Origin of the sequence: Amphibiibacter pelophylacis (assembly GCF_037688875.1) — a bacterium.
In the GTDB taxonomy this organism is placed as follows: domain Bacteria; phylum Pseudomonadota; class Gammaproteobacteria; order Burkholderiales; family Burkholderiaceae_C; genus Amphibiibacter; species Amphibiibacter pelophylacis.
The window spans coordinates 35977-59225 of sequence record NZ_JAWDIE010000016.1 but is presented as its reverse complement, the minus strand read 5'-3'; the positions used below and the strand labels follow the sequence as shown (position 1 = coordinate 59225).

The following is a 23249-nucleotide window of genomic DNA, read 5'->3' as shown; positions in this document are numbered from 1 at the left end:
AACCCTGCGGAGTTTTCATGAGCGACAGCCTGAGCAACGAAGATCTCCACCCCACGCGCCCCGACCAGCGCACCTGGCGCTGGAAGGATTTCACCGCGCTATGGATCGGCATGGTGGTGTGCGTGCCCACCTACACCATGGCCAGCTCCATGCTGGACCAGGGCTTCAGCTGGGGACACGCGGTGTTTCTGGTGCTGCTGGCCAACTGCATCGTGCTGGTGCCCATGCTGCTGATCGGGCGCGTGGGCGTGCAGTACGGCATCCCTTTCCCGGTGCTGGCGCGCGCCTCGTTTGGCGTCGTCGGGGCCAGCCTGCCGGCGGTGATGCGCGGCCTGGTGGCCTGCGGCTGGTTCTCGATCAACTGCTACTTCGGCGCGCTGGCGCTGCACAGCTTCCTGGTGCTGGTCGGCCTGCCGCTGGCGGGGCCTGCACCGGGCGAATCCATCAGCACCTCGCAGTTCGTGTGCTTCCTGGCCTTCTGGGCGCTGCACCTGGTGTTCATCTGGCGCGGTCTGGAATCGGTGCGGGTGCTGGAAGTGGTGGCCGCGCCGCTCATGATCGCCGCCTCGGTACTGCTGGTGGTTTACCTGCTCTTCAAAGGCGGCTTCGCGATTTTTGATCTGCCGACCAAGGGGGTCGAAGGCGGCCCGCCGACCTGGGCGGCGCTGACGGGCCTGGTCGGCTTCTGGGCGACGCTGGCGCTGAACATCCCCGATTTCACGCGCTTTGCGCGCACCCAGAAAGACCAGGTGCTGGGCCAGGCGCTGGGCCTGCCGCTGCCCATGGCGCTGTTCTCCATGGTGGGCGTGATCGGCTTTTCGGCGTCCAGCCTGCTGTACGGGAAGGCGCAGCTCTTCCCCGATGGCCTGCTGGCGCAGATGGGGTCGTTCGCAGCGGGCGTGGGCCTGCTGGTCATCCTGCTGGCCAACCTGACGACCAATGTGGCGGCCAACCTGGTCTCGCCCTCGTACGATTTCAGCAACCTGGCGCCGTCGAAAATCAGCTTCCGCATGGGCGGCCTGCTGTCGGCGCTGCTGGGTCTGCTCTTCATGCCCTGGAAGCTGCTGGCTACGTCAGGCGATTACCTCTTCACCTGGCTGGGCGGCTACGGCACGCTGCTGGGCGCCATCGCGGGCATTCTGCTGGTTGATTTCATGGTGGTGCGCCGGGGCCATCTGGCGGTGGACGAACTGTACCGGCGCGGCGGCCGCTACGAGTACGTCAAAGGCTGGAACCCGCACGCGCTGATCGCTTTCGCACTGGGCGTGCTGCCCTGCCTGCCCGGCTACCTGACGGTATCCGGCGTGCTGGCCCAAGGCGCGGTCGGACCGCTGTGGCTGACGATCTTCAGCTCGGGCTGGTTCTTCAGCCTGACCGTCGCTGGCATCTACTACGGCATGGCCATGGGCCGCGAGGTGCTGCGCCCGGTGCCGTCCGCCGCGCACTGATCCGAAACTGTCCCGAATCCCTGACCTTGAGGAGACCGCAATGACCCAGGCCCTTCTGATCCGTGGCGGCACCGTCGTCAACACCGACCGCGAGTTCCAGGCCGACGTGCTGTGCGCCGACGGCCGCATCATCGCCGTGGGCGAGACCGCCGCCACGCTGGCCCCGGCCGGAGCGCAGACGCTGGACGCCACCGGCCAGTACGTCATGCCCGGCGGGATCGACCCGCACACACACATGCAGCTTCCCTTCATGGGCACGGTGACGATGGACGATTTCTACACCGGCACGGCGGCGGCGCTGGCCGGGGGCACGACCAGCATTATCGATTTCGTCATCCCCGATCCGCAGCAGGAGCTGATGGACGCCTGGCGCACCTGGCGCGGCTGGGCCGAAAAATCGGCCAGCGATTACATGTTCCACGTGGCCATCACCTGGTGGGGGGATTCGGTCTCGCGCGACATGGGCACGCTGGTGCAGCAGGAGGGCGTGAACAGCTTCAAGCACTTCATGGCCTACAAAAACGCCATCATGTGCGACGACGAAACGCTGGTGAACAGCTTCCGGCGCTGCCTGGAGCTGGGTGCCATGCCCACCGTCCACGCCGAAAACGGCGAGATGGTCTACCTGCTGCAGCAGGAGCTGGCGCGCAAGGGCCTGACCGGGCCGGAAGGCCATCCGCTGTCGCGCCCGCCCGTGGTCGAGGGCGAAGCGGCCAACCGCGCCATCGCCATCGCCGACGTGTTTGGCATCCCGATTTACGTGGTGCATGTGTCGTGCATCGAAGCGGCGGACGCCATCGCTCGCGCCCGCGCCCGGGGCCAGCGCGTTTACGGAGAGGTGCTGGCCGGGCACCTGCTGCTGGACGACAGCGTCTACCGCCACCCCGATTTCGCCACCGCCGCCGCGCACGTCATGAGCCCGCCCTTCCGGCCCACCGGCCACCAGGAGCATCTGTGGCGCGCGCTGCAGTCGGGCACGCTGCACACCACGGCCACCGACCACTGCACCTTCTGCGCGGCGCAAAAAGCGGCCGGGCGCGATCTGTTCGCCAAAATTCCCAACGGCTGCGGCGGCGTCGAAGAGCGCATGGCCGTGCTCTGGCACGAAGGCGTCAACAGCGGGCGGCTGACGCCCAGCGAGTTCGTCACCGTCACCTCGGCCAACGCCGCGCGCCTCTTTAACGTCTACCCGCAAAAAGGCTGCGTGGCGGCGGGCGCGGACGCCGATCTGGTGCTGTGGGATCCGGCCGCGACCAAAACCATCAGCGTCAAAACCCAGTTCAGCAAGGGCGATTTCAACATCTTCGAAGGCCGCCAGGTGCGCGGGCTGCCCAGCCACACCATCAGCCGGGGCGCGGTGGTGTGGGCCAACGGCGATCTGCGTGCGGTGGCGGGCGCCGGGCGCTATGTCAAACGCCCGGCTTTTGGCACGCAGTTCACGGCGGCGGGCAAGCGCCTGGAGGCGCTCAAGCCCCAGCCAGTGGCCCGCCCGGCCTGATCCAGCCTGATACGGCTTGATACGGCCAGATCCCTTCCATTCCATTCCACGACACACCCGGAGACCCGCATGACCTCCCAGACCCTCACCGACATCAGCGCGCTGCGCGTCAATGGCCAGCGCCTGTGGGACAGCCTGATGGAGCTGGCGCAGATCGGCGCCACGCCCAAGGGCGGCGTCTGCCGCCTGACGCTGACCGATCTGGACAGGCAGGGCCGTGATCTGGTCAGCCGCTGGGCCAAAGAGGCGGGCATGACGGTGACCATCGACCAGATCGGCAACGGCTTCCTGCGCCGCCCGGGGCGCAATAACGCCCTGCCCCCGGTGGTCACCGGCAGCCACATCGACACCCAGCCCACGGGCGGCAAGTTCGACGGCAACTACGGCGTGCTGGCGGGGCTGGAGGTGGTGCGCACGCTCAACGACCACGGCATCGAGACCGAAGCGCCCATCGAAGTCGCCTGGTGGACCAACGAGGAAGGCAGCCGCTTTGTGCCGGTGATGATGGGCTCGGGCGTGTTCGCCGGGGCCTTCACGCTGGAGCACGCTTACGCCGCCACCGACACGGCGGGCAAAACGGTGAAGGACGAGCTGGAGCGCATCGGCTACGTCGGCCCCGAAGTGCCCGGCCAGCACCCGATCGGCAGCTATTTCGAGGCGCACATCGAGCAGGGCCCGGTGCTGGAGGATCACGATGTGACCATCGGCGTCGTCACCGGCGTGCTGGGCATCCGCTGGTACGACTGCGTGGTCTCCGGCATGGAAGCCCACGCCGGGCCCACGCCCATGCACCTGCGCCGCGACGCGCTGCAGGTCGCCACGCGGCTGATGCAGGAGGTGGTGGCCTGCGCGCACCGCCACCCGCCGCACGGACGCGGCACGGTGGGCATGGTGCATGTACACCCCAACAGTCGCAACGTGATTCCGGGCGAGGTCAAATTCAGCATCGATCTGCGCAACGCCACTGACGCGCTGTGCGAGGCCATGGACGCCGACATCCGCGCCGTGGCCGCCCGCCTGAGCGCCGAAAGCGGCCTGCCCATCACCATCACGCCGGTCAGCGCCTACCCGGCCCAGCCCTTCGACGCGGGCTGCGTGGACGCCGTCCAGCGCGCCGCGCAGCAGCTAGGCTACAGCCACATGCCCGCCGTGTCCGGCGCGGGTCACGATGCCGTTTACATGGCGCGCCTGGCGCCCGCCGGGATGATTTTCATCCCCTGCAAGGACGGCATCAGCCACAACGAGATCGAAGACGCCAAGCCCGAGCACATCACCGCCGGGTGCAACGTCCTGCTGCACGCGATGCTGGAGCGGGCCAGGGTGGTGGGCTAACACCCCGGCTGGATCACCATCCCCCCTCCCTGGCTGATTTCGCTTAATATTCAGGAATCCATTCAGACTATCATTCAAACACCGTGTTATCGCACCCTGACCGCATCCGCCAGGTCCTGTCCAGCGGCCCAGCGGGTCCGCGGCAACTCATTGAAAAAATAGGGTTCAGCCAGCCCACGCTGTCCCGCACCCTGGCAGGAATGAGCGATGAAGTGGTGCGGATGGGCGCTGCCCGATCCATTCAGTACGCCTTGCGCGATCCGGCGCGTGGGCTGGGCGATATCCCCGTCCATCGTGTCGCGCCCGACGGCACGGTCCGCCCGGCGGGCCTCTTGATTGCGGTGCGGCCCGAGGGCTTTGTGCTGCTGCAGGCCGACGGCAGCGCCACCCACAGCGACAGCCTGTCCTGGTGGCTGCTGGATATGCGGCCGCAGGGCTTTCTGGGCCGCGCTTATGTGGCGCAACACGCCACGCAGCTCGGCCTGCCACAAAAGCTGTCCGAGTGGCGCGACACCGACATCCTGCGCGCCCTGACCGCGCAGGGGCACGATGCCATCGGCCACCTGCTGCTGGGCGATCTGGCCCGTGCCCGCTTTCTGGAGGGCGCCCTGCCGCAGGCGGTGAGCGGCATCGACAGGGGCCCCACCTACGCCCGCCTCGCCCAGGCGGCGGTTCTGGGCGACTTGCCCGGCTCGTCCGCCGGCGGCGAACAGCCCAAATTCACCACCTTCGCCGAAACCGCACAGGGGCCCCGGCATGTGCTGGTGAAATTCTCGCTGCCGGACGCCCGGGGCGATAACCCGGTCACCCGGCGCTGGCGCGATCTGCTGCTGGCCGAACACCACGCCCTGCGCACGCTGTCGGATGCGGGCGTGCCCGCCGCCCGCTCGCAGGTGCTGGAACACGCGGGGCAGCGCTTTCTGGAGCTGGAACGCTTCGACCGCGTCGGCGCTCTGGGGCGGCGCGGGCTGTACTCGCTGGCCGCCATCGAAGCCCAATGGCTGGGTGACGCCAGCGCGCCCTGGCCCCGCCTGGTGGCGCGGCTGGCGGACCTGGGCCTGACAGACCGCGCATCGGCCCAGAAGGCGGCGCTGCTGTACGCCTTCGGCACCCTGACGGGCAACACCGACATGCACAACGGCAATCTGTCGCTTACCAGCGACAGCGGCCTGCCACCTTTCACTCTGGCGCCTGCCTACGACATGCTGCCCATGGGCTTTGCGCCGCGCTCCGGCGGGGCCCTGCCCGACCAGCTGCCCGCGCCCGCCCTGCACGCCAGCGTAGACAACGCCACCTGGCGGCAGGCGCAGGGGCTGGCTGCACAGTTTCTGGAGAATCTCGGGGGCGAGCCGCGCTTGTCGGCGGAGTTCTCCGGCTGTCTGGAAGGCCTGGCGCGGCACCTGGAAACGGCCCAGGCGCGGATTGGGCGGCTGGGCTGACGCCTTCGGCCTTGGTCTGTCGACCCGCTACTGCGGCTGCTCGACCCCGCCCGCCATTTCCGGGATCACCGCTGCGCCGGGCACCTGCGGGGTGGGCAGCAGCATCCCGCCCGTGCCCATGCGCCCGTTGTCGGGCTGGGGCTGACCCGGCATCTGGCCCAGCACCTGGCCGGGCTGCATCATCTGTTCGGCAGTCATGGGCTGAGGCTCCGTGCCCGGCGCCTGAATGCCCTGGGGCGCCATCACCGGGCTGCGCGGGGGCGGCATGATGGGCGCAGGCGCCATGACCGGCGCACCGGGGGCCGTGGCCGTCTGCCCGGGCACGCCTGTGGCAGGCGGGGGCAGCAGCGGCAGTTCCAGCCGGAATGTGGCGCTGGCATCACCGGCCTTGGCCGCCACCAGTTCACGGATGCCAATGTGCTGGACCACATAACCATCGGCCAACGCGTCGCCGGGGCGCCAGACGCGCGGCAGCTTGCCGTCCTGGCTCATCAGCGCGGCGCGGCGGCTGCCCGACACGATGCCCAGCAGCTTGTAGCGCTGCGACACAGCGGGGGCAGGCGCCGCAGCCGGCGCAGCAGCGGCCTGCGGCTCGCCCATGACGCGCTGCCAGTCGCCCGCAGCCACCGCCGACGTGGGCAGCGTGCGCGCATCCGCCGGGACGCCCGCATCGCGACGCACCTGCAGTGTGGCCCAGGCCAGAACAAGGCCCACCGCCAGCCACAGCAGCAGGGCGGTCAGACGGGGAAGCAGATTCAGACGGGTGACGATGGACATGGGCTCGGCAGAAAAAAGCGCTGTCGCATTATCATCCAAGGCTTGAACTGCCGGAATCCCGAAAGCCCCACCATGACCGCTGTCCCCGTCCGACGCCCTGCCCTGCACTCCTGCTCCCGCCAGCCGCACGGGGTGATGCGTGGCTTCACCCTGATCGAGCTGATGGTGGTGCTGGTCATCATCGGCGTGCTGGCCGCACTCATCGTGCCCAATGTGCTGGACCGCGCCGCCGAGGCGCGCGTGACGGCGGCGCGCACCGACATCAGCAACCTCAGCCAGGCGCTCAAACTGTACAAGCTGGACAACCAGCGCTATCCCACTTCAGCGCAGGGCCTGCAGGCGCTGGTGCAGCAGCCCACGACCGACCCCAAACCGCAGAACTGGAAGCCCTACATCGACAAGCTGCCGACCGATCCCTGGGGCAAACCCTATCAGTACCTGAGCCCCGGCGTGCACGGCGATTTCGATGTCTTCAGCCTCGGCGCTGACGGCCAGCCGGGAGGCCAGGGGAATGACGCCGATCTGGGTTCCTGGCAGTAAAGCCGCCCGGCGCCGGCCGGGCCACACCCGGGGCTTCACCCTGATCGAGCTGATGGTGGTGATTGCCATTGTGGCGATCTCGGCGGGACTGGTCAGCCTGGCGATCCGCGACCCGGCCGCCAGCCAGCTCGACCGCGAAGGCCTGCGCCTGGCCGCCCTGCTGGACAGCGCCCGCGCCACCGCGCGCGCCAGCGGCCAGCCGGTGACCTGGTGGCCCGCCGCCAGCCTGAACCGCCGCACCGACGCGCCGACGCCGCCCAAAGACAGCCCGGTGCCGGATTTCCTGTTCGCCGGCCTGCCCGCCCGGGCCGCCCTGCCCTCGCGCTGGCTGGACCGGGCGGCCATTGCCGTGCGCGTCAGCCGCAACGGCCAGGTGGCCGACGATCTGGTGCTGGGCCCCGAGCCGCTGATTCCGCCGCAGAGCGTGACGCTGTCGCTGGACGGCCAGCAGATCACCCTGGCCAGCGACGGTCTGGGGCCCTTCCGCAATGCAGGCAATGCAGGCAGTGCAGGCAGTGCGGGCAGCGGCCCAGGCCAGCCATGAGGAAGCCGCCTCGTCCGCAGCCAGCCGCGGGCTTCACCCTGGTCGAGGTGCTGGTCGCATTGGTGATCGTTGCGGTGGCGCTGGCCGCTGGCCTGCGCGCCGCGCAGTCGCTGACCACCAGTGCAGAACGCGCGCGCAGCATGACGCTGGCGCAGTGGTGCGCGGACAACCAGCTCACCGGCATCCGCCTGGCGCGCCAGTTTCCGCCCGTGGGCCGCAGCGATTTCAGCTGCGAGCAGCTGGGTGTGACGCTGGGCGGACAGATAGCCGTGCAGCCCACGCCCAATCCCAACTTCCGCCGCGCTGATGTGACGGTGCTGGATGCCGACGGCCACCGTCTCCTGTCGATCAGCACGGTGATTCCACGATGAACGCACAGCATCCTGCCCGGCCCTCCCGGGGCTTCACCCTGGTCGAGGTGCTGGTCGCGCTGGTCATCATGTCGGTGATAGCGGCCATGGCCTGGCGCGGCGTGGACACCCTGGTGCGTTCGCGCGACGCGGGCAACGCCGTGCTGGACGACACTTTGCGCCTGCAGACCGCCGTGGCCCAGTGGGACAGCGATCTGGCCGCGCTGGTGCGTACCGACGCCATCCCCGCGCTGGCGTTTGACGGCGCCAGCTTCAGCTTTGTGCGCCGCCAGCCTGAAGGGCTGCAGATCGTCGTCTGGCGCGTGCGCCAGGGGCGCTGGCAGCGCTACGCCTACGCCCCGGTGACGCGGGCGGGCGATCTGGTCGAGAACTGGATCTTCAGCCAGGGCCAGGCCAACGCCGACGGCCCGGGCTGGCTGACGCTGGATGGCAGCGCGCTGGACTGGCAGGTGTATTACTACCGCAACGGCTGGTCCAACGCGCAGTCGTCCGACGATGTGGCCGCCACCAGCCCTCCGGCCGAGGGCGGCAAACCGGGCGGCGGCAGTGGCCCTGTCCTGCAGCTGCCCGGCGGCGTGCGCATGGTGCTGCGCCTGAAATCCGGCACGCTGACACGCGACGTGCGCCTGTCGCTGTCGCAGGCGCCGGGGGTGGTGCCATGACGCGGCGCGGCGCTCAAAACAGGCCCTTCAGGCCCTTGCGGTGGCGCCAGCGCGGGGCGGCGCTGCTGCTGGCGCTGCTCACCGTCAGCGTCATCACCACGCTGGCCGCCGGGCTGGTCTGGCAGCAGTGGCGATCCCTGCAGGTCGAAACCGCCGAACGCGCCCGAGGCCAGGCCGACTGGCTGCTGACCGGCGCGCTGGACTGGGCCATGCTCATCCTGCGCGAAGACGCGCGCAGCAGCAGCGTCGACACGCTGGGCGAGCCCTGGGCGGTGCCGCTGGCCGAATCGCGCCTGTCGACTTTTCTGGCCGCAGGCCAGGGCGGTGACGGCGCGACAGCCAACGCCACCGACAGCAGCAGCCTGCCCGACGCCTTCCTGTCCGGCCACATCGAGGACGCGCAGGCTGCCTACAACCTGCGCAACCTGATCGCTCGTGATCCGGCCACGGGCAAGGACATCATCAGCCCGGTCGAGCTGGCCGTGGTCCAGCGCCTGTGCGAGCAGGCCAAGGTGGGCCGCGAGACCGCCGGACAGATCGCCCAGGGCCTGCTGCGCGCCTGGGGCGCCTCGGAGGACGGCAACGCGCCGCTGCCGCCCCGCCGTTTCGACGACCTGCGCTGGCTGGGCGTGACGCCTGCGGTGCTGGACGCGCTGCGGCCGTGGCTGACGCTGCTGCCCGTGGTCACGCCGGTCAACGTCAACACCGCGCCGCGCGAAGTGCTGGCCGCGCTGCTCGATCTGCCGCTGGGCGCGGCGCAGCAGCTGGTGCAGGATCGTGCCACGCGGCCCTGGAATGGCATCCCCGCCCTGCGCCAGTCGCTGCCGCCCAGCGTGCCCGACAGCCTGCTGACCAGCGCCCGGGTGGCTGTGTCCACACGCTTTTTCCGCGTCACCGGACGCCTGCGCATGGACGACCTGGTGCTGGAAAAAGAATCGCTGGTGCTGCGCATGGGCCTGCAGCTCACGGCGCTGGACACGCAAACCCGGCTCCAGACGCCCTAGAATCGCCCCATGACCACCCTGCTTGTCCTGCTGCCCGACCCGAACCGCGCTCCCGTGCCGGACGACGCCACGCCGCTGGACCACCTGCTGGTGCAGGGCGACACCGTGCTGGCCTCGGGCTGCAGCGCTGCGGGCCGCCTGCCGCAGGCCGCCGAATGCGTGCTGCTGCTGCCCGACAGTGCCGTGGCCTGGCACCGCCTGACCCTGCCCAAGGCGCCGCGCGCCAAGCTGCGTGCCGTGCTGGGGAACGCGCTGGAAGATCAGGTCCTGGACGACACGCCCGACCTGCATCTGGCGCTGCCACAGGGCGCTGCGCCGGGCAGCGAGACCTGGGTCGCAGTGATGGCGCGCCAGCGTCTCGCGGCCCTGCTGCGCGTGCTGGAGGCCGCCGGGCACCGCGCCGAGCGCGCCCATCCGCTGTCCTGGCCCGGCCAGAGCGGCCCGGGGCCGGAGGACGACTCACGGCCCTCCAGCGGCTATGGTCACTTCAGCGAAGGTCCGGCACTGGAGGGCGAAGATGGCGGACAGATCGTCTGGACCGATGCCGACGGCGTCGCTGTCTGGCCGCTGGCCGGGGGGCACGCGCGCCAGGCGCTGGCCGGTGCGCTGGCGGGCGATGGCCCTAGCGCCACATGGACAGCCACCTGGACTGCCGCCCCTGCTGCCGCCTCGGTGGCCGAACGCTGGCTGCGCCAGCCTGTGCCGGTGTTGTCCGACAGCCAGCGCTGGCTGCAGGCCAGCCGCTCGCCGTGGCAGTTGCTGCAGTTTGATCTTCAGCCCGCGCGCAAGGGCTGGCAGCACCTGCAGCGCCTGGGCCGCGAACTGGGCCAACCCACGTGGCGCCCGGCCCGCTGGGGCCTGGCCGCGCTGGTCCTGCTGGCCGTGGTGGGGCTGAACCTGCGCTGGTGGCAGCTCTCGCACGAGGCGCAGCGGCTGGGGCAGCACATTCAGGCCTCGGTCAAAACCGCTTTCCCGGAGATTCCCGTGCTGCTGGATGCCCCGCTGCAGGTGCGCCAGGCGCTGCAGGGCTTGCGCCAGCGCACGGGCGCCAGCGATCCGGCCGATTTCGCCGTGCTGATGGGCGCCGCCGCATCGGCCTGGCCCGCCGGGGCTGCGCCCGCCAGCCGCCTGAACTACGACGGCGCCAGCCTGAGCCTGCAGCGCGGCACCTGGAGCGGTGAGCAGCAGCAGACTTTCGCCGCCAGTCTGCGCGAGCAGGGCCTGCAGGTGCTGGACGAAGGCGCTGCCGTGCGCCTGCGACCCCTGCCCGTGGGGGGAACGCCATGAGCCGCAGGGGCGCTTTCGCAAACTTTGCCGCGTTGGCCCAGCCGCTCAGGCAGCGCTGGACCGCCCTTCAGCCGCGCGAGCGCCGGGGCGTGCTGATTGCGGGCGTGGCTGTGGCGCTGCTGGTGCTGTGGGGCGGGCTGCTGCGTCCTGCCCTCAAGGGAATTCCGCGGGCGCAGGCCGAGCTGGCCCAGCTGCGCGCCCAGAACGATCAGGTGCAGCAGCAGGTGGCGCAGGCCAGCGTGCTGCGCAAACAGCCCGGGCTGGCGCCGCTGTCCGCCCAGCAGCGCCAGCAGGCGCTGGACGCCGCCACGCAGGCGCTGGGCGCCGCCGGGCAACTCAGCGTGCAGGGCGACAGCGCGACGCTGACGCTCAAAAACGTCGGCCCGCAGGCGCTGCAGCGCTGGCTGCAGGCCGTGCAGCTGGGCGCGCAGGCGCGGCCCGGCCAGGTCCAGCTCGATCACGGTCCCCAGGGCTGGTCGGGCCAGATCGTGCTGACTCTGGCGGGCGCGCCATGAAGGGGTTCGCGATGCCTCAGCGGACAGCGCGTGCGCCGCGCCAGTCGCGCACCGGCCGCCCTGCCCTGCGCTGGGCCTGGGTCGGGGGGCTGCTGGGGCTGCTCGTGGGCGTCATGATTTGGGCGCCAGCGTCGTGGCTGGGCGCTGCGGTGGCGCAGGCCAGCGGCGGGCGGGTGATCTGGGCGGCGACCGAGGGCAGCGTCTGGCGCGGATCGGCCACGGTGCTGCTCAGCGCCGGTGCGGGCAGCGGCGCGCCCGTGGTGCTGCCGGGCCGCCTGAGCTGGTCCAGCCACTGGCGTGGTCTGCTGCCCGCGCTGGTTTTGCGTCAGGACTGCTGCATGGCGCAGCCCGTGCAGGCCCTGCTGGTGCCCGGCTGGCGCCAGTGGCAGCTGCGCCTGAGCCCGGACGATGCCAGCGGCCGGGGCGCCGCCGATCTGGGCGACTGGCCGGCCACCTGGCTGGCCGCGCTGGGCACGCCCTGGAACACCCTGGCGCCCAGCGGCCGTGTGCGCCTGCAGGGGCAGGATCTGAGCCTGTCCGGCCACAATGGCACGGTGGCGCTGTCCGGGCAGCTGCAGGCCGATTTCCTGCACATGGCCTCGCGCCTGTCCACCCTGCCCGAGTTGGGCAGCTACCGCCTGACGGTTCAGGGGCCCCAGAGCGGCGCTGCAGGCGCAGGCCCCCAGGTCACCCTGACGACTCTGGACGGCGCGCTGCGCTTGCAGGGCCAGGGCCAGCTCCAGGGCGGACGCCTGCGCTTTCAGGGCCAGGCCAGCGCCGCGCCCGACCGCGCGGGCGCGCTGGACAATCTTCTCAACATTCTCGGCCGCCGCCAGGGCGCGGTGGCCTTACTCAGCGTCGGTTGACCCCGGTGCCGCTTTGCATGTCCCACGATACTGACCGCCCCGATTCCCGCCCGCAGCCCCAAAAGGCCGCCGCCCTGCAGCGCGCCGCACTGCGCCCGCGCCTGCGGCCGGTGGTGTGCGCGCTGCTGGTGGCCGCGCAGCTGGCGCCGCTGGCCGCCCTCCCGGCGCAGGCGCAGTCGCGCAAGGAAAGCCGCAAAGCCGCCCGGGAAGAAGGCCTGACGCTGAACTTCGTCAACGCCGAAATTGACGCCGTCACCCGCGCCATGGGCGCCATCCTGAACAAGCCTTTCGTGGTTGACCCGCGCGTGCGCGGCACGATCACGCTGTACAGCCAGGAGCCGCTGACCCCCGCCCGCGCCTACAGCAGCTTCCTGGCCGCGCTGCGCGGCCTGGGCTACACGGTGGTTGACAGCGGCGATCTGCTCAAAGTCGTGCCCGAGGCCGACGCCAAGCTGCTGGCCTCGCCCGTGGTGACGACACCCGCCGCGCGGGCGCGGGGCGAGCAGATCGTCACCCAGATTTTCCAGCTGCAGTACGAGAACCCCAACAGCCTGCTGCCGGTGCTGCGCCCTCTGATCAGCCCCAACAACACCATCAACGCCAACCCCGGTAACGGCACGCTGGTCATCACCGATTACGCCGACAATCTGCGCCGCCTGGCGACCATCATTTCGGCCATGGACCGACCGGCCAGCAGCCAGTTCGACGTGGTCGTGCTGCGCTACGCCATCGCCACCGACCTAGCGCCGCTGGTCCAGCGCCTGACCGGTGGCGGCGGTGGCGCGGCGCCGGTCAACGTCCCCACCCGGCGCAGCGGCATGGCCATGCCGGGCGCTGTGCAGACGGGCGGCGATTCGGACGGCAGCGTGACCGTGCTGGCCGACCCGCGCAACAACAGCCTGATCCTGCAGGCGGCCACCCGGGCGCAGCTGGCCGAAGCGCGCCAGCTCATCGCGCGGCTGGATCAGCCCACTCAGGGGCCGCCGGGCAGCGTCTGGGTCGTGCCTCTGAAAAACGCTGATGCGGTTCGTCTGGCTACGGTGCTACGCGCGGCCTTTCCCGACGCCGGGTCGGGCGCGGGAGGCAGTGGCAGCGCAGCGGCGCCCGTTCAGGCCGCACCGGTGGTGGCCTCGGGCGGCAGTGGCGCCGGGGCCAGCAGCGCAGCTGCGACCACGCCGGTGACCCCGGTGGCGCCGCCGTCCACGGGCGGATTCATCCAGGCCGATCCGGCGTCCAATTCGCTCATCATCACCGCGCCCGAGCCGCTTTACCGACAGATCCGCAGCGCCATCGACCAGCTCGACATGCGCCGCGCGCAGGTCTATGTCGAATCGATGATCGTCAAGGTCGATGCCGAAAAGCTGGCCGCCGTGGGCGTGCAATGGCAGAACCTGTTCGGCAACAAGGGCGACGGCACGCTGCTGGGCCTGGGCACCAACTTCGGCAGCGACGGCACCAACATCATCGGCCTGTCGGCCGCTGCGGCGCAGGGCCTGAGCGGCGCCGCCAGCGTGGCCGCCACGGCGGCCACCGGCGCCCTGGGTGGCCTGAACGTGGGCATCCTGCGCAGCTTTGGCGGCATTTACACGCTGGGCGCGCTGGCGCGTTTCCTGCAGCAGAACACCGGCGCCAACGTGCTGTCCACGCCCAACCTGGTCGCACTGGACAACGAGGAAGCCAAGATCGTCATCGGCCAGAACGTGCCCTTCGTGACCGGCAGCTTCACCAACACCGGCAGTTCGGGCAGCTCGGCCAACCCCTTCCAGACCATCGAGCGCCAGGACGTGGGCCTGACGCTGCGCGTCAAGAGCCAGATCGGCGAGGACGGCACCATCCGCATGCGCATCTTCCAGGAGAACTCGGCCGTGCGCTCGCAAAGCGCGCTGGGCCCGACCACCGACAAGAGCGCCATCGAAACCACCGTGGTCGTCAACGACGGCCAGACCCTGGTGCTGGGCGGCCTGCTCAAGGACGAGTACACCGACGAGGACAACCGCGTGCCAGGCCTGGGCGACCTGCCGCTGGTGGGCGGGCTGTTCCGCTCGCGCAACCGCCAGCGCATCAAGACCGATCTGATGGTTTTCCTGCGCCCCGTCATCCTGCCGACCAGCGCCAGCGCCGACCGCCTGACGCTGGACCGCTACGACATGATCCGCGCCCGCCAGGCCGAGGCCCAGCCCGAGCCCAGCAGCGTCATGAGCAACGTCAACGCCGGGCCTCAGCTGCCCGCGCTAATCCCGCCGCAGCCGGCCGCCGTCATCCCGGTGCCACTGCCGGTGCCTGCGACGGTGGTCCAGCCTGCCCCCGTTCCCGCACCTGCGCCCAGGCCTGTTCCGGTCCCGGCAGCGCCGCTTCCCGCAGCGCCTGCTCCGGCGGCTGTCACGGCGCCCCCGGCCGCCCCCGTGCAGCCGGATCCCGTCTACCCCTTCGCCAACCGCTGATCCGCATGGCCACCTCCCGGCATCCGCTGCCCTACGGCTGGGCCAAAAGCCACCTGACGCTGCTGGAGCGCGACGCCGACAGCCTGACGCTGTGGGTCAGCCCGGCGACGCCGCGCCACGCCATCGCCGAAGTCTGCCGCACGCAGGCCGTGGACCGCATCTGCCCGGACGAGGCCGACAGCCTGCGCCAGCGCATCGACGCCGCCTACAGCGGCAGCGACAACAGCGCGGCCAACGTCATCTCCGAGGTGGAAAGCGCGGTGGACCTGTCGCGCCTGATGCAGGAGCTGCCCGCCATCGAAGACCTGCTGGAGACGGCCGACGACGCGCCCATCATCCGCATGCTCAACGCGCTGCTCACGCAGGCCGCGCGCGAAGGCGCCAGCGACATCCACATCGAGCCCTACGAGCGCCATTCCAGCGTGCGTTTTCGCGTGGACGGCACGCTGCGCGAGGTCGTCCAGCCCAACAAGGCGCTGCACGCCGCGCTGATTTCGCGCCTGAAAATCATGGCCGAGCTGGACATCGCTGAAAAGCGCCTGCCGCAGGACGGACGCATTTCGCTGCGCATCGGCAACCGGGCGATCGACGTGCGCGTCTCTACCCTGCCCTCGGCACACGGCGAGCGCGCGGTGCTGCGTCTGCTGGACAAAAGCAGCTCGCGCCTGAGCCTGGACCGCCTGGGCATGTCGGCCACCGTGCGCAACGGCTTTGGCCGCGCCGTGCAGCAGCCGCACGGCATCGTGCTGGTCACCGGGCCCACGGGTTCGGGCAAGACGACGACGCTGTACGCCGCGCTGTCCGGCCTGCGCACCGACACCACCAACATCCTGACGGTCGAAGATCCCATCGAATACGAGCTGCCCGGCATCGGCCAGACGCAGGTCAACAGCCGGATCGAACTGAGCTTCGCCCGCGCCCTGCGCGCCATCCTGCGTCAGGATCCGGACATCATCATGATCGGCGAGATCCGCGATTTCGAAACCGCGCAGATCGCCGTTCAGGCCAGCCTGACCGGTCACCTGGTGCTGGCCACGCTGCACACCAACGACGCGCCCAGCGCCGTGACGCGCCTGGCGGACATGGGGATCGAGCCTTTTCTGCTCAGCTCCAGCCTGCTGGGCGTGCTGGCCCAGCGCCTGGTGCGCCAGCTCTGCCCACAGTGCAAAACCCCCGCGCCCGAGGGCGGCTGGCGCCCGGTGGGCTGCGCGCACTGCAGCAGCACCGGCTACAAAGGCCGCACCGGCGTCTACGAGTGGATGGCCTGCACCGACGGCCTGCGCAGCCACATCCACAACCGCAGCAGCGACCAGGAGCTGACCCGCGCCGCGCTGGCCGAGGGCCTGGTGTCCATGCGCCAGGACGGCGAGCGCCTGGTGCAGGCCGGCATCACCTCGCGCGAGGAGCTGGTGCGGGTGACGCGGGAGTGAATCCCGCCCTCCCGGGGCACCCCGCCCCGTCGGGGAGGGGGCCGGGGCTGTCAGGGGGCAAGCGGCGGCTTACTTCTTTTTGCGCTCTTTTTTCGCAGCGGCCTTCGCAGCCGCTTTGGGTGCGGCTTTAGGGCTCGCCTTGCGCGCTGTTCTGGTATTGGCCCTGGCTTCGCGCGCTTCGCGGGCGGCTTCCAGGCGGCGCTCTTTGGCCGTCATTTTCTTCGGGCTCTTCTTTTTGGGCTCGGGCGGCTCGGGGATGGCGGCGATGTTCACATTGGGCGGCACATAGACCACGATGCTGGCGTGCTTGCCAAAGCGCCCGCGCGGGCTGATGCCGTTCCACTGCGCGACCTGCGCCGGGCGCACCCCGGCGTGTCGGGCGGCGGCGGCCACGGTCATGCCCAGGCGGTTGGCCTGGAAGACCACGCGCTTGACCGGCGGCGGCTCGGGCGTCAGCGCCAGGTGCGCGTTATTAAGCACGCTGGTGCTGACATTGCGCTCGGCACCCGTGCGCGGCACGACCAGCGTCGATCCGGCGCGCACCATCATGCGCGCGGGCAGGCGGTTGTGGGCGCGCAGCTCTTCAACGCTCACGCCCAGCGTACGCGCCACATCGGCGACCTTCATGGTGCGCGGCGCGACCCAAGCCGTCAGCGAGGCCAGCGGACCGCTGTAATGCGACAGCTCGCGCGAAAAGGTCAGCGCGTTGTCGTAAGGCAGCAGGATCTGCGGCGTACCGGCGGCGAAAATCACCTGCTTGTTCTGCTCGGGGTTGAGCTTGCGGAACTCGTCGGTGCTCACGCCCGCCAGCCGCGCCACGGTAGCGACATCGATGTCGCGTGTCACCGGCACGGTCAGAAAATAGGGGTGGTTGGGCAGATCGCCCAGCGTCACGCCGAACTGCGCCGGGTTGGCCACCAGGTTGCGGATGGCCATCAGCTTGGGCACATAGTTGCGCGTTTCGGCCGGCATCGACAGGCTTTCGTAGTCGGTGGGCAGCCCGGCCGCCGCGTTGCGCGCGATGGCACGGCGCACATTGCCCTGGCCCCAGTTGTAGGCGGCTAGCGCCAGCTTCCAGTCGCCGAACTCGTCGTGCAGCATCTGCAGGTAATCCAGCGCCGCCTGCGTGGACGACAGCACGCTGCGGCGGTCGTCCTTGAACATGTTCTGGTGCAGGTCAAAATCGCGGCCCGTGCGGGGCATGAACTGCCACAGCCCGACCGCCGCCGCACCCGAACGCGCGGTGGGGTTGAAAGCGCTCTCGACAAAAGGCAGCAGCGCCAGTTCGCTGGGCATGCCGCGTGCTTCGACCTCGTCCACGATGTGATACAGGTAGCGCGATCCGCGCTGCGTCATGCGGGCGATGTAGTCGGGCTGACTGGCGTAGCGCTGCTCCCACTCGCTGACCAGGCTGCGGTCCTGAAGAGGCTCCATTTTGTAGCCCTTGCGGATGCGGGCCCACAGGTCTTCCTGCTGGTTGATGTCCTGCACGCGGCGTGTGGGGTTGAAGGGATCGTAGGCATCGGTCGCGTCGCTGTAGACGGGGCGCTGCTGCGCCGCGCTGGCGGGTGCAGGCGTTTTGCCCGCGGGCTGGACCGCTGCGCGGGATGGACCAGGCGCGGAGGCGGACGGGTTGTCCAGGCCCACGGTGGTACAGGCCGACAGCCAGGCACTGCTGGCCAGACACAGGGCCGTGAAGCGCAGCGCAGGGCGGCGGCGCGAAAGGAACGTCGTCATATGGGAGATCAGAAAAAAGGGAAGAAGGAGGAAAGATCGGAAAAAAGAAAGGCGTCAGAAGCGGTTTTTCCACTCGCGCAAGGCAGCAAACACGGAGACCGGATCGCTGCCGCGGGCCCCTTCACGGCGGGCGGCAGCGATCACGGCGGCTTCGCCCAGGCGAAGAAAGGGGTTGATGCGCTTTTCCTGCCGAAGTTCTGTCGCCAGCGTGTAAAGACCTTGGGCGCGCTGCTGCTGCGCCCAGGCGGTGTGCGCGGCGATCTCAGCGTTGCCGGGTTCGACCGCCTGCGCAAAGCGCAGGTTGGACAGCGTGTACTCGTGGGCGCACAGCACGCGGGTGTCGTCCGGCAGCGCCGCCAGGCGCGCCAGGCTGTCCGCAAACTGCGCCGGCGTGCCCTCGAACATGCGTCCGCAGCCGGCCGAGAACAGCGTGTCGCCGCACAGCAGCAGGGGCGCGTCGTCGCAGCCCGGCCCGGTGACCACGTAGGCCAGGTGATCCAGCGTGTGGCCGGGCACGGCCAGCACATCAATGCGCAGGCCGTCCAGACCGGGCAGAACCAGCGTCTGGCCGGGCTGCGGAGTGACGATGCGCCCGCTCAGCAGCGCAAGGTCATCGCCCAGACGGCTGTGCTGCGGCTGCGCATCGACCAGCAGCGCCTGCGGCCACAGCGCCAGCAGGCGCGCGATGCCGCCAACATGATCGCCGTGGTGGTGGGTGACCACGATGGCGTGCAGTGCCAGGTGCTGGTCCAGCAGGCTCTGGTGGAGGGCGTCGGCCTCGCCCGGGTCCACCACCAGCACGGGGGTGGCACGCTCCGGGGCCGGATCGCCCGCCCGGGGCTTTTCGCCCGCGCCGAGAATCCAGATGACGTTGTCCTGCAGCGCAGGCGTGGGACAATAAAACATGGGCTCGCCAAATCCAAAAGCGCATTGTGCCGCAAACCTTTCCGGCGATGGAGACCTGGACCCTTGGTCGCGGGTGCGCTATCTCGCCTGGCAGCACTGGCTGCAGGGCCACGGCATGGCGGTCGAGCCGCTGGGCGCCGATCACGCCGCGCCGCCGCCCGATGCGCCGCTGGCGCGCCGCTTTGTGCTGTGGCAGCAGGCGGTGCTGGACCGCCATCTGGCCGATGTGTTTGGCGTCCATGCCCTGCAGCTGGGCTTTCCGGCGCTGCAGGCGCTGCGTGCCAACCGCATGGCGCACCGCTGGCTGGCGCTGCACGCGCTGGAGGTCGCCACAACCGCACCAGGATCGCTGCTGCGCTGCCGCTTCGACGAGCTGCCCTTCCCCGACGAGAGCCTGGACCTGGTCGTGCTGCCGCACACGCTGGATCTGAGCGACAACCCCCACCAGCTCATCAGCGAGGCCTACCGCGTGCTGCGTCCGCAGGGGCGGCTGTGGATCAGCGGCCTGAACGCCACCAGCCTGTGGGGTGCCTCGCGCCGCTGGACCAGCCTGCGCGCGCGCCTGGCCGGGCAGGATGCGGCGCAGTGGCTGGAGCGCATCCGCGCAGGCACTGGCGCGCAGGCGCTGCTGGCGTTGCAGCCCGTGGGCCTGCTGCGCCTGCGCGACTGGCTGCGCCTGTTCAACTGCGAGATCCAGGCCGGCTGCTTTGGCCAGTACACGCCACCGGGCCTTGGCGCCCGCTGGCAGCAGCGCCTGCGCTGGCTGGAACCGGCGGGCGACCGCTGGTGGCCCATGCTGGGCGGCGTCTACGCGGTGATGGCGATCAAGCAGGTGCCCGCCATACGCTGGGTCGGCCAGCGCCCGCGCCGCCGCGTGGCCCTGGGCGGCGCGGCGCTGCGCCCAGCCCTGTCTGTGCCCGGCACGGGGGCCTGAGCGGGCGCCACAGGGGCGACACGGGCGACAGGGTTTAGGATGGCGCTCCCTGGCCATTTTCCGGACTGATTCCATGAGCGACACCCCCACCACCCTGACCATCTACACCGACGGCGCCTGCAAAGGCAACCCCGGCCCCGGCGGCTGGGGCGCCTGGCTGCAGTACGGCGAACACAGCCGCGAGCTGTGGGGCGGTGAGCCGCAAACCACCAACAACCGCATGGAGCTGATGGCCGTGATCCAGGCACTGGACAGTCTCAAACGTCCCTGCGCGGCCATCATCTATACCGACAGCACCTATGTGCGCAACGGCATCACGCAGTGGATCCACAACTGGAAGCGCAGCGGCTGGCGCACCGCCGACAAAAAGCCGGTGAAGAACGCCGACCTGTGGCAGCAGCTGGACACCGCCGCCAGCCGCCACACCGTGGACTGGCGCTGGGTCAAGGGCCACGCGGGCGATCCGGGCAACGAAAAGGCCGACGAGCTGGCCAACCGGGGTGTGGAAGAGCAGATCGCGAAGCGCTAAGCGCCGGGGGACGTTCAGGCTCAGCGGCGCACGGTGCCCGTGGCGCTGGTTTTGCCGGGTGTGGGCTTGGCGGTGGTGTCGGCCGCTGAGGCGACCAGGCTGAGTTTGGCACAGGCTTCGGCGAAGCGCGGATCGCTGCTCAGGGCGGCGGGTTTGCCGCCACGCGCGTGCTCTTTCACCTGCTTGTCCAGACGCTGGACCACCTCGACCTTGGCCTGCCGGCCTTTGCTGGCGATCAGCGGATCCTTGCTGGGGTCGTAAGCGCCCAGCGCGGCCGTGCCGGTGCCCAGCGTGGGGCCTATGCTGGTCGCCAGGGTCTGCGCGGCCACGATGGGCTGGCAGTCGGCGGCGGTGACCACCAGCGGTTTCTTCTCGGGGAAGACCTCGTAGAACTTGGCGTTGGCGGACACGGCGTAGTGGAAATCGTCGGCCACGCCCTTCACGCCCGTGGGGCCGCGGTTGTAGGCGTTGAGCAGCGCGTCGCCCTGGTACTGGCGCGAGAGCTGCTTGAGGTACACCGCCGCCATCACCGCCGAAAAGCGGTCATTGATGGTCAGATGCGCGCGGATGAGGTCTTCGTCGGGCTGCAGTTTGAAATCTTTCAGCCAGCGCGGCTCGCTTTTGAGCACGTCCATGGCGGTGGACAGTTTCATCTGGCCGATGCCGTAATAGGGCTCGGATTTCAGCCCCCGCCCCGCCGCACGCCAGAAGCCGCCCAGGCGCCCCAGACGGGTTTCCTGCAGCAGCACCTTGAGCAGTGCGTCGCTGTCCTGCAGCCCGACCATTTTCGAGATGGCGTTGGCCCGCTCGACCAGCGCCGGTGTGGACAGGCCCTCCCAGTTCTCGTAGAGCACAAAAGGCGCCACTTTGGGCGCTTTGGCCCGTTTGGACTTGCTGGATTTGGCAACCGCCGCCTTTTTTGCCGCCAGCACGGGCTGCGGCGCCACGGCCAGAGCCAGCACGGTGGCCGAGAGCAGCGACAGCGCGGCGCGCTGCCAGGGGAAAGAAGAAAGATAAAACAAGGGCTTGATCCAGAAAATCAGTTTGGCTGGATTATCGGCACAGGCCGGGTCAAAGCCCACTTTTTCACGGATCACAGGGGCTTCACACCCGCAAAATGGCCCGTCTCTGCAGCAAAAAACCGACAGCGCTGCGCGGTTTTACGGTCCGCGCAGCGCCCGGGGTGCGGACTCAGAAGGTCGCCCACTCGGCGTCCGCAGGCTCCGGCGTGCGGCTGCTGCTGTGCGGTGCAGGTGCCGCAGCCGCTGGACGGGCCGGGCTGGACGCCTGCGTGGCTGCCGCCGCTGCGGCCGGACGGGGCGCGCTGGCCCCCGCCGCCGGGACGGCCAGCGGCCCGTCGGCCAGCTTGAAGGTGCTGACCGCGCCCAGCAGCCGGTCGGCCTGCTGGCGCAGGCTCTCGGCGGCCGCGGCGCTTTCCTCAACCAGCGCGGCGTTCTGCTGCGTGACCGTGTCGAGCTGGCCGACGGCCTGGCTGACGCCGCTGATGCTTTGCGACTGCTGCGCGGTGGCCGCCGAAATCTCGGTGATCAGCACGCTGACGCGCTGCACCTGCGAGACGATCTCGGTCATCGACGTTCCGGCCAGATCCACCTGCTGCGCCCCTGTGGCGACCTTGTCCACGCTGGCGTTGATCAGGGCCTTGATTTCCTTGGCGGCTTCGGCGCTGCGCTGCGCCAGGCTGCGCACTTCGCTGGCCACCACGGCAAAGCCGCGTCCCTGCTCCCCCGCCCGGGCGGCTTCGACCGCCGCGTTCAGCGCCAGGATGTTGGTCTGAAAGGCAATGCTGTCGATCACGCCGATGATGTCCGCGATCTTCTGCGACGAGCTGGAAATCTCCTGCATGGTGCAGACCACGGCGCCGACGACTTCGCCGCCCTGCTGCGCCGCCTGCGCGGCCTGCGCGGCCAGCGACGTGGCCTCGCCCGCCGTTTCAGCGTTGGCGCGCAGCGTGGTGGAAATCTGCTCCATGGTGGCCGTGGTCTGCTGCAGGCTGCTGGCCTGCTGCTCGGTGCGCTGGCTCAGGTCGGCGTTGCCGCTGGCGATCTCGGTCGATCCGGTGGCGATGCTGTCGCTGCTGGTGCGCACCTGCGCCACGATCTGCGCCAGGCTGGTCTGCATGTCGCCCAGGGTGGCCAGCACGCTGCCCGCGTGGGCCTTGCGCACCGCATCGATGGAGCGCAGATCCCCCGACGCGATGCGCTGGATGACGCCGTTCACATCCGCCGGTTCACCGCCTATGGCGCGCGAAATGTAGCGTGTGATCTGCCACAGCGCCCCCAGAGAGACCAGCGCGGCGACCAGGCCCAGCCAGCCCATCATCCAGGCCGACTGCGTGGCCTGGGCCCGGGACGATTCCGCCAGCGCCGTGGCACGCTGCAGCTGCAGCGCCAGCGCGTCGTCCACCGCCTTGAACAGCGGCATCTGGCGGTCGCGCATCTCGCCCAGCAGGCTGGCGCGGGCGGCATCGGGCTGGCCCTGCATGGCCAGCTCGCCGGTGCGCAGCATCGCCGTGCTGAACGCGGGCTCGAGCTTCTCGATGGCCAGGATCATGTCCAAGCCTTCCTGCGTGCGCGGGCGATCCTTGAGATCGGCAATCAGCTTGCGGTTGGAGCCGACGCGGTCCGTGGCCTTTTTGAACTCGGCGGCCTGGAAGGTGCTGTCCGGGCTGATCAGGATGTTGCGCACCTGGTGGCCCTGCGCATTGAGGCTGTTGCGCAGATCCTGCAGCTCGCTGACCTGCGTCAGGCGGCTGCCCGCCACCTCGTCCACATCACCGGCCAGCGTGGTCATGCGCAGGGCGGCAAACACGAAAACAGACAGGCAGATGGCCAGAATCAGGGCGTAGCCCAAAGCAAGTCGGGTGGAAATTTTCATGGGATCCCTGCAAATCAGTCCGGAAAAAAGAAAAGGCGGCGCCGTGTTGCGCTGCACTCTTCTTTCCCTTCGGATGACCCGCACGCCGACTTGA

General features: G+C 69.9%; 21 protein-coding genes. 16 read left to right on the top strand and 5 right to left on the bottom strand.

All coding sequences use genetic code 11. From position 1 onward, the window contains the following. The first annotated feature begins 17 nt into the window (after nt 1-17). The 4 genes from RV045_RS10680 (at nt 18) to yjjJ (ending at nt 5717) form a co-directional block, all read left to right on the top strand. Nucleotides 18-1448 carry an NCS1 family nucleobase:cation symporter-1 gene (locus RV045_RS10680; RefSeq protein ID WP_423235771.1) on the top strand — a complete coding sequence of 477 codons (1431 nt, stop codon included), beginning with the start codon at nt 18-20 and terminating at the stop codon, nt 1446-1448. Between the two features lie 40 nt (nt 1449-1488). Beyond that, on the top strand, nt 1489-2946 hold the full coding sequence (gene hydA / locus RV045_RS10675; RefSeq protein ID WP_423235770.1) for a dihydropyrimidinase: 1458 nt from the start codon (nt 1489-1491) through the stop codon (nt 2944-2946). A gap of 69 nt (nt 2947-3015) precedes the next feature. Then, on the top strand, nt 3016-4278 hold the full coding sequence (locus tag RV045_RS10670; protein WP_423235769.1) for a Zn-dependent hydrolase: 1263 nt from the start codon (nt 3016-3018) through the stop codon (nt 4276-4278). Between the two features lie 83 nt (nt 4279-4361). Beyond that, complete coding sequence (yjjJ, locus tag RV045_RS10665) at nt 4362-5717, top strand: type II toxin-antitoxin system HipA family toxin YjjJ (RefSeq protein ID WP_423235768.1); 1356 nt, start codon at nt 4362-4364, stop codon at nt 5715-5717. Nucleotides 5718-5744: 27 nt separating this feature from the next. Here the strand turns inward: yjjJ and RV045_RS10660 are convergent, their stop codons facing one another. After that, nucleotides 5745-6494 carry a hypothetical protein gene (locus RV045_RS10660; RefSeq protein ID WP_423235767.1) on the bottom strand — a complete coding sequence of 250 codons (750 nt, stop codon included), beginning with the start codon at nt 6492-6494 and terminating at the stop codon, nt 5745-5747. 135 nt (nt 6495-6629) lie between these two features. Here RV045_RS10660 and gspG point away from each other — a divergent pair, with 135 nt between their 5' ends. Genes gspG through gspE form a run of 10 tightly spaced genes read left to right on the top strand, consistent with a single transcriptional unit; the run spans nt 6630 to nt 16154 of the window. After that, nucleotides 6630-7034 carry a type II secretion system major pseudopilin GspG gene (gene gspG / locus RV045_RS10655; RefSeq protein ID WP_423235798.1) on the top strand — a complete coding sequence of 135 codons (405 nt, stop codon included), beginning with the start codon at nt 6630-6632 and terminating at the stop codon, nt 7032-7034. Continuing rightward, entirely contained in the window at nt 7006-7578 is a 573-nt protein-coding gene (locus RV045_RS10650; RefSeq protein ID WP_423235766.1) for a pilus assembly FimT family protein, read from the top strand. The genes gspG and RV045_RS10650 overlap by 29 nt, the downstream gene beginning before the upstream one ends. Beyond that, nucleotides 7575-7949 carry a type II secretion system minor pseudopilin GspI gene (gspI, locus tag RV045_RS10645; protein WP_423235765.1) on the top strand — a complete coding sequence of 125 codons (375 nt, stop codon included), beginning with the start codon at nt 7575-7577 and terminating at the stop codon, nt 7947-7949. Before RV045_RS10650 ends, gspI begins: the two co-directional genes overlap by 4 nt. Beyond that, complete coding sequence (locus RV045_RS10640) at nt 7946-8611, top strand: prepilin-type N-terminal cleavage/methylation domain-containing protein (RefSeq protein WP_423235764.1); 666 nt, start codon at nt 7946-7948, stop codon at nt 8609-8611. The genes gspI and RV045_RS10640 overlap by 4 nt, the downstream gene beginning before the upstream one ends. A gap of 35 nt (nt 8612-8646) precedes the next feature. After that, complete coding sequence (gene gspK / locus RV045_RS10635) at nt 8647-9615, top strand: type II secretion system minor pseudopilin GspK (protein ID WP_423235763.1); 969 nt, start codon at nt 8647-8649, stop codon at nt 9613-9615. 9 nt (nt 9616-9624) lie between these two features. Then, nucleotides 9625-10902: a type II secretion system protein GspL gene (gene gspL / locus RV045_RS10630; RefSeq protein ID WP_423235762.1), complete on the top strand. Its 1278-nt coding sequence runs from the start codon at nt 9625-9627 to the stop codon at nt 10900-10902. Next, nucleotides 10899-11417, top strand: coding sequence for a type II secretion system protein GspM (gene gspM, locus RV045_RS10625; protein WP_423235761.1), 519 nt, complete (start codon nt 10899-10901; stop codon nt 11415-11417). The genes gspL and gspM overlap by 4 nt, the downstream gene beginning before the upstream one ends. Nucleotides 11418-11428: 11 nt before the next feature. Next, entirely contained in the window at nt 11429-12283 is an 855-nt protein-coding gene (locus RV045_RS10620; protein ID WP_423235760.1) for a type II secretion system protein N, read from the top strand. 17 nt (nt 12284-12300) lie between these two features. After that, nucleotides 12301-14724: a type II secretion system secretin GspD gene (gene gspD / locus RV045_RS10615; protein WP_423235759.1), complete on the top strand. Its 2424-nt coding sequence runs from the start codon at nt 12301-12303 to the stop codon at nt 14722-14724. A gap of 5 nt (nt 14725-14729) precedes the next feature. Then, nucleotides 14730-16154 carry a type II secretion system ATPase GspE gene (gene gspE / locus RV045_RS10610; RefSeq protein WP_423235758.1) on the top strand — a complete coding sequence of 475 codons (1425 nt, stop codon included), beginning with the start codon at nt 14730-14732 and terminating at the stop codon, nt 16152-16154. A 69-nt stretch (nt 16155-16223) separates the two neighbouring features. Here gspE and RV045_RS10605 read toward each other — a convergent pair whose 3' ends face one another. Both RV045_RS10605 and gloB read right to left on the bottom strand, forming a co-directional pair. Then, nucleotides 16224-17891: a transglycosylase SLT domain-containing protein gene (locus RV045_RS10605; RefSeq protein WP_423235757.1), complete on the bottom strand. Its 1668-nt coding sequence runs from the start codon at nt 17889-17891 to the stop codon at nt 16224-16226. A gap of 54 nt (nt 17892-17945) precedes the next feature. Continuing rightward, nucleotides 17946-18797, bottom strand: a complete 852-nt coding sequence (gloB, locus tag RV045_RS10600) for a hydroxyacylglutathione hydrolase (protein ID WP_423235756.1) — start codon at nt 18795-18797, stop codon at nt 17946-17948. Nucleotides 18798-18870: 73 nt separating this feature from the next. Between gloB and RV045_RS10595 the strand changes: the two genes are divergently transcribed. Both RV045_RS10595 and rnhA read left to right on the top strand, forming a co-directional pair. Continuing rightward, a complete protein-coding gene (locus tag RV045_RS10595) occupies nt 18871-19731 on the top strand; it encodes a class I SAM-dependent methyltransferase (protein ID WP_423235755.1) in 861 nt (286 codons plus the stop codon). Between the two features lie 73 nt (nt 19732-19804). After that, entirely contained in the window at nt 19805-20260 is a 456-nt protein-coding gene (rnhA, locus tag RV045_RS10590) for a ribonuclease HI (RefSeq protein WP_423235754.1), read from the top strand. Nucleotides 20261-20280: 20 nt separating this feature from the next. Here rnhA and RV045_RS10585 read toward each other — a convergent pair whose 3' ends face one another. Both RV045_RS10585 and RV045_RS10580 read right to left on the bottom strand, forming a co-directional pair. Continuing rightward, nucleotides 20281-21282 (bottom strand): hypothetical protein, encoded by a 1002-nt coding sequence (locus RV045_RS10585; protein WP_423235753.1) that lies wholly within the window; start codon nt 21280-21282, stop codon nt 20281-20283. A gap of 169 nt (nt 21283-21451) precedes the next feature. After that, nucleotides 21452-23155 carry a methyl-accepting chemotaxis protein gene (locus RV045_RS10580; RefSeq protein WP_423235752.1) on the bottom strand — a complete coding sequence of 568 codons (1704 nt, stop codon included), beginning with the start codon at nt 23153-23155 and terminating at the stop codon, nt 21452-21454. Between the last annotated feature and the right edge of the window lie 94 nt (nt 23156-23249).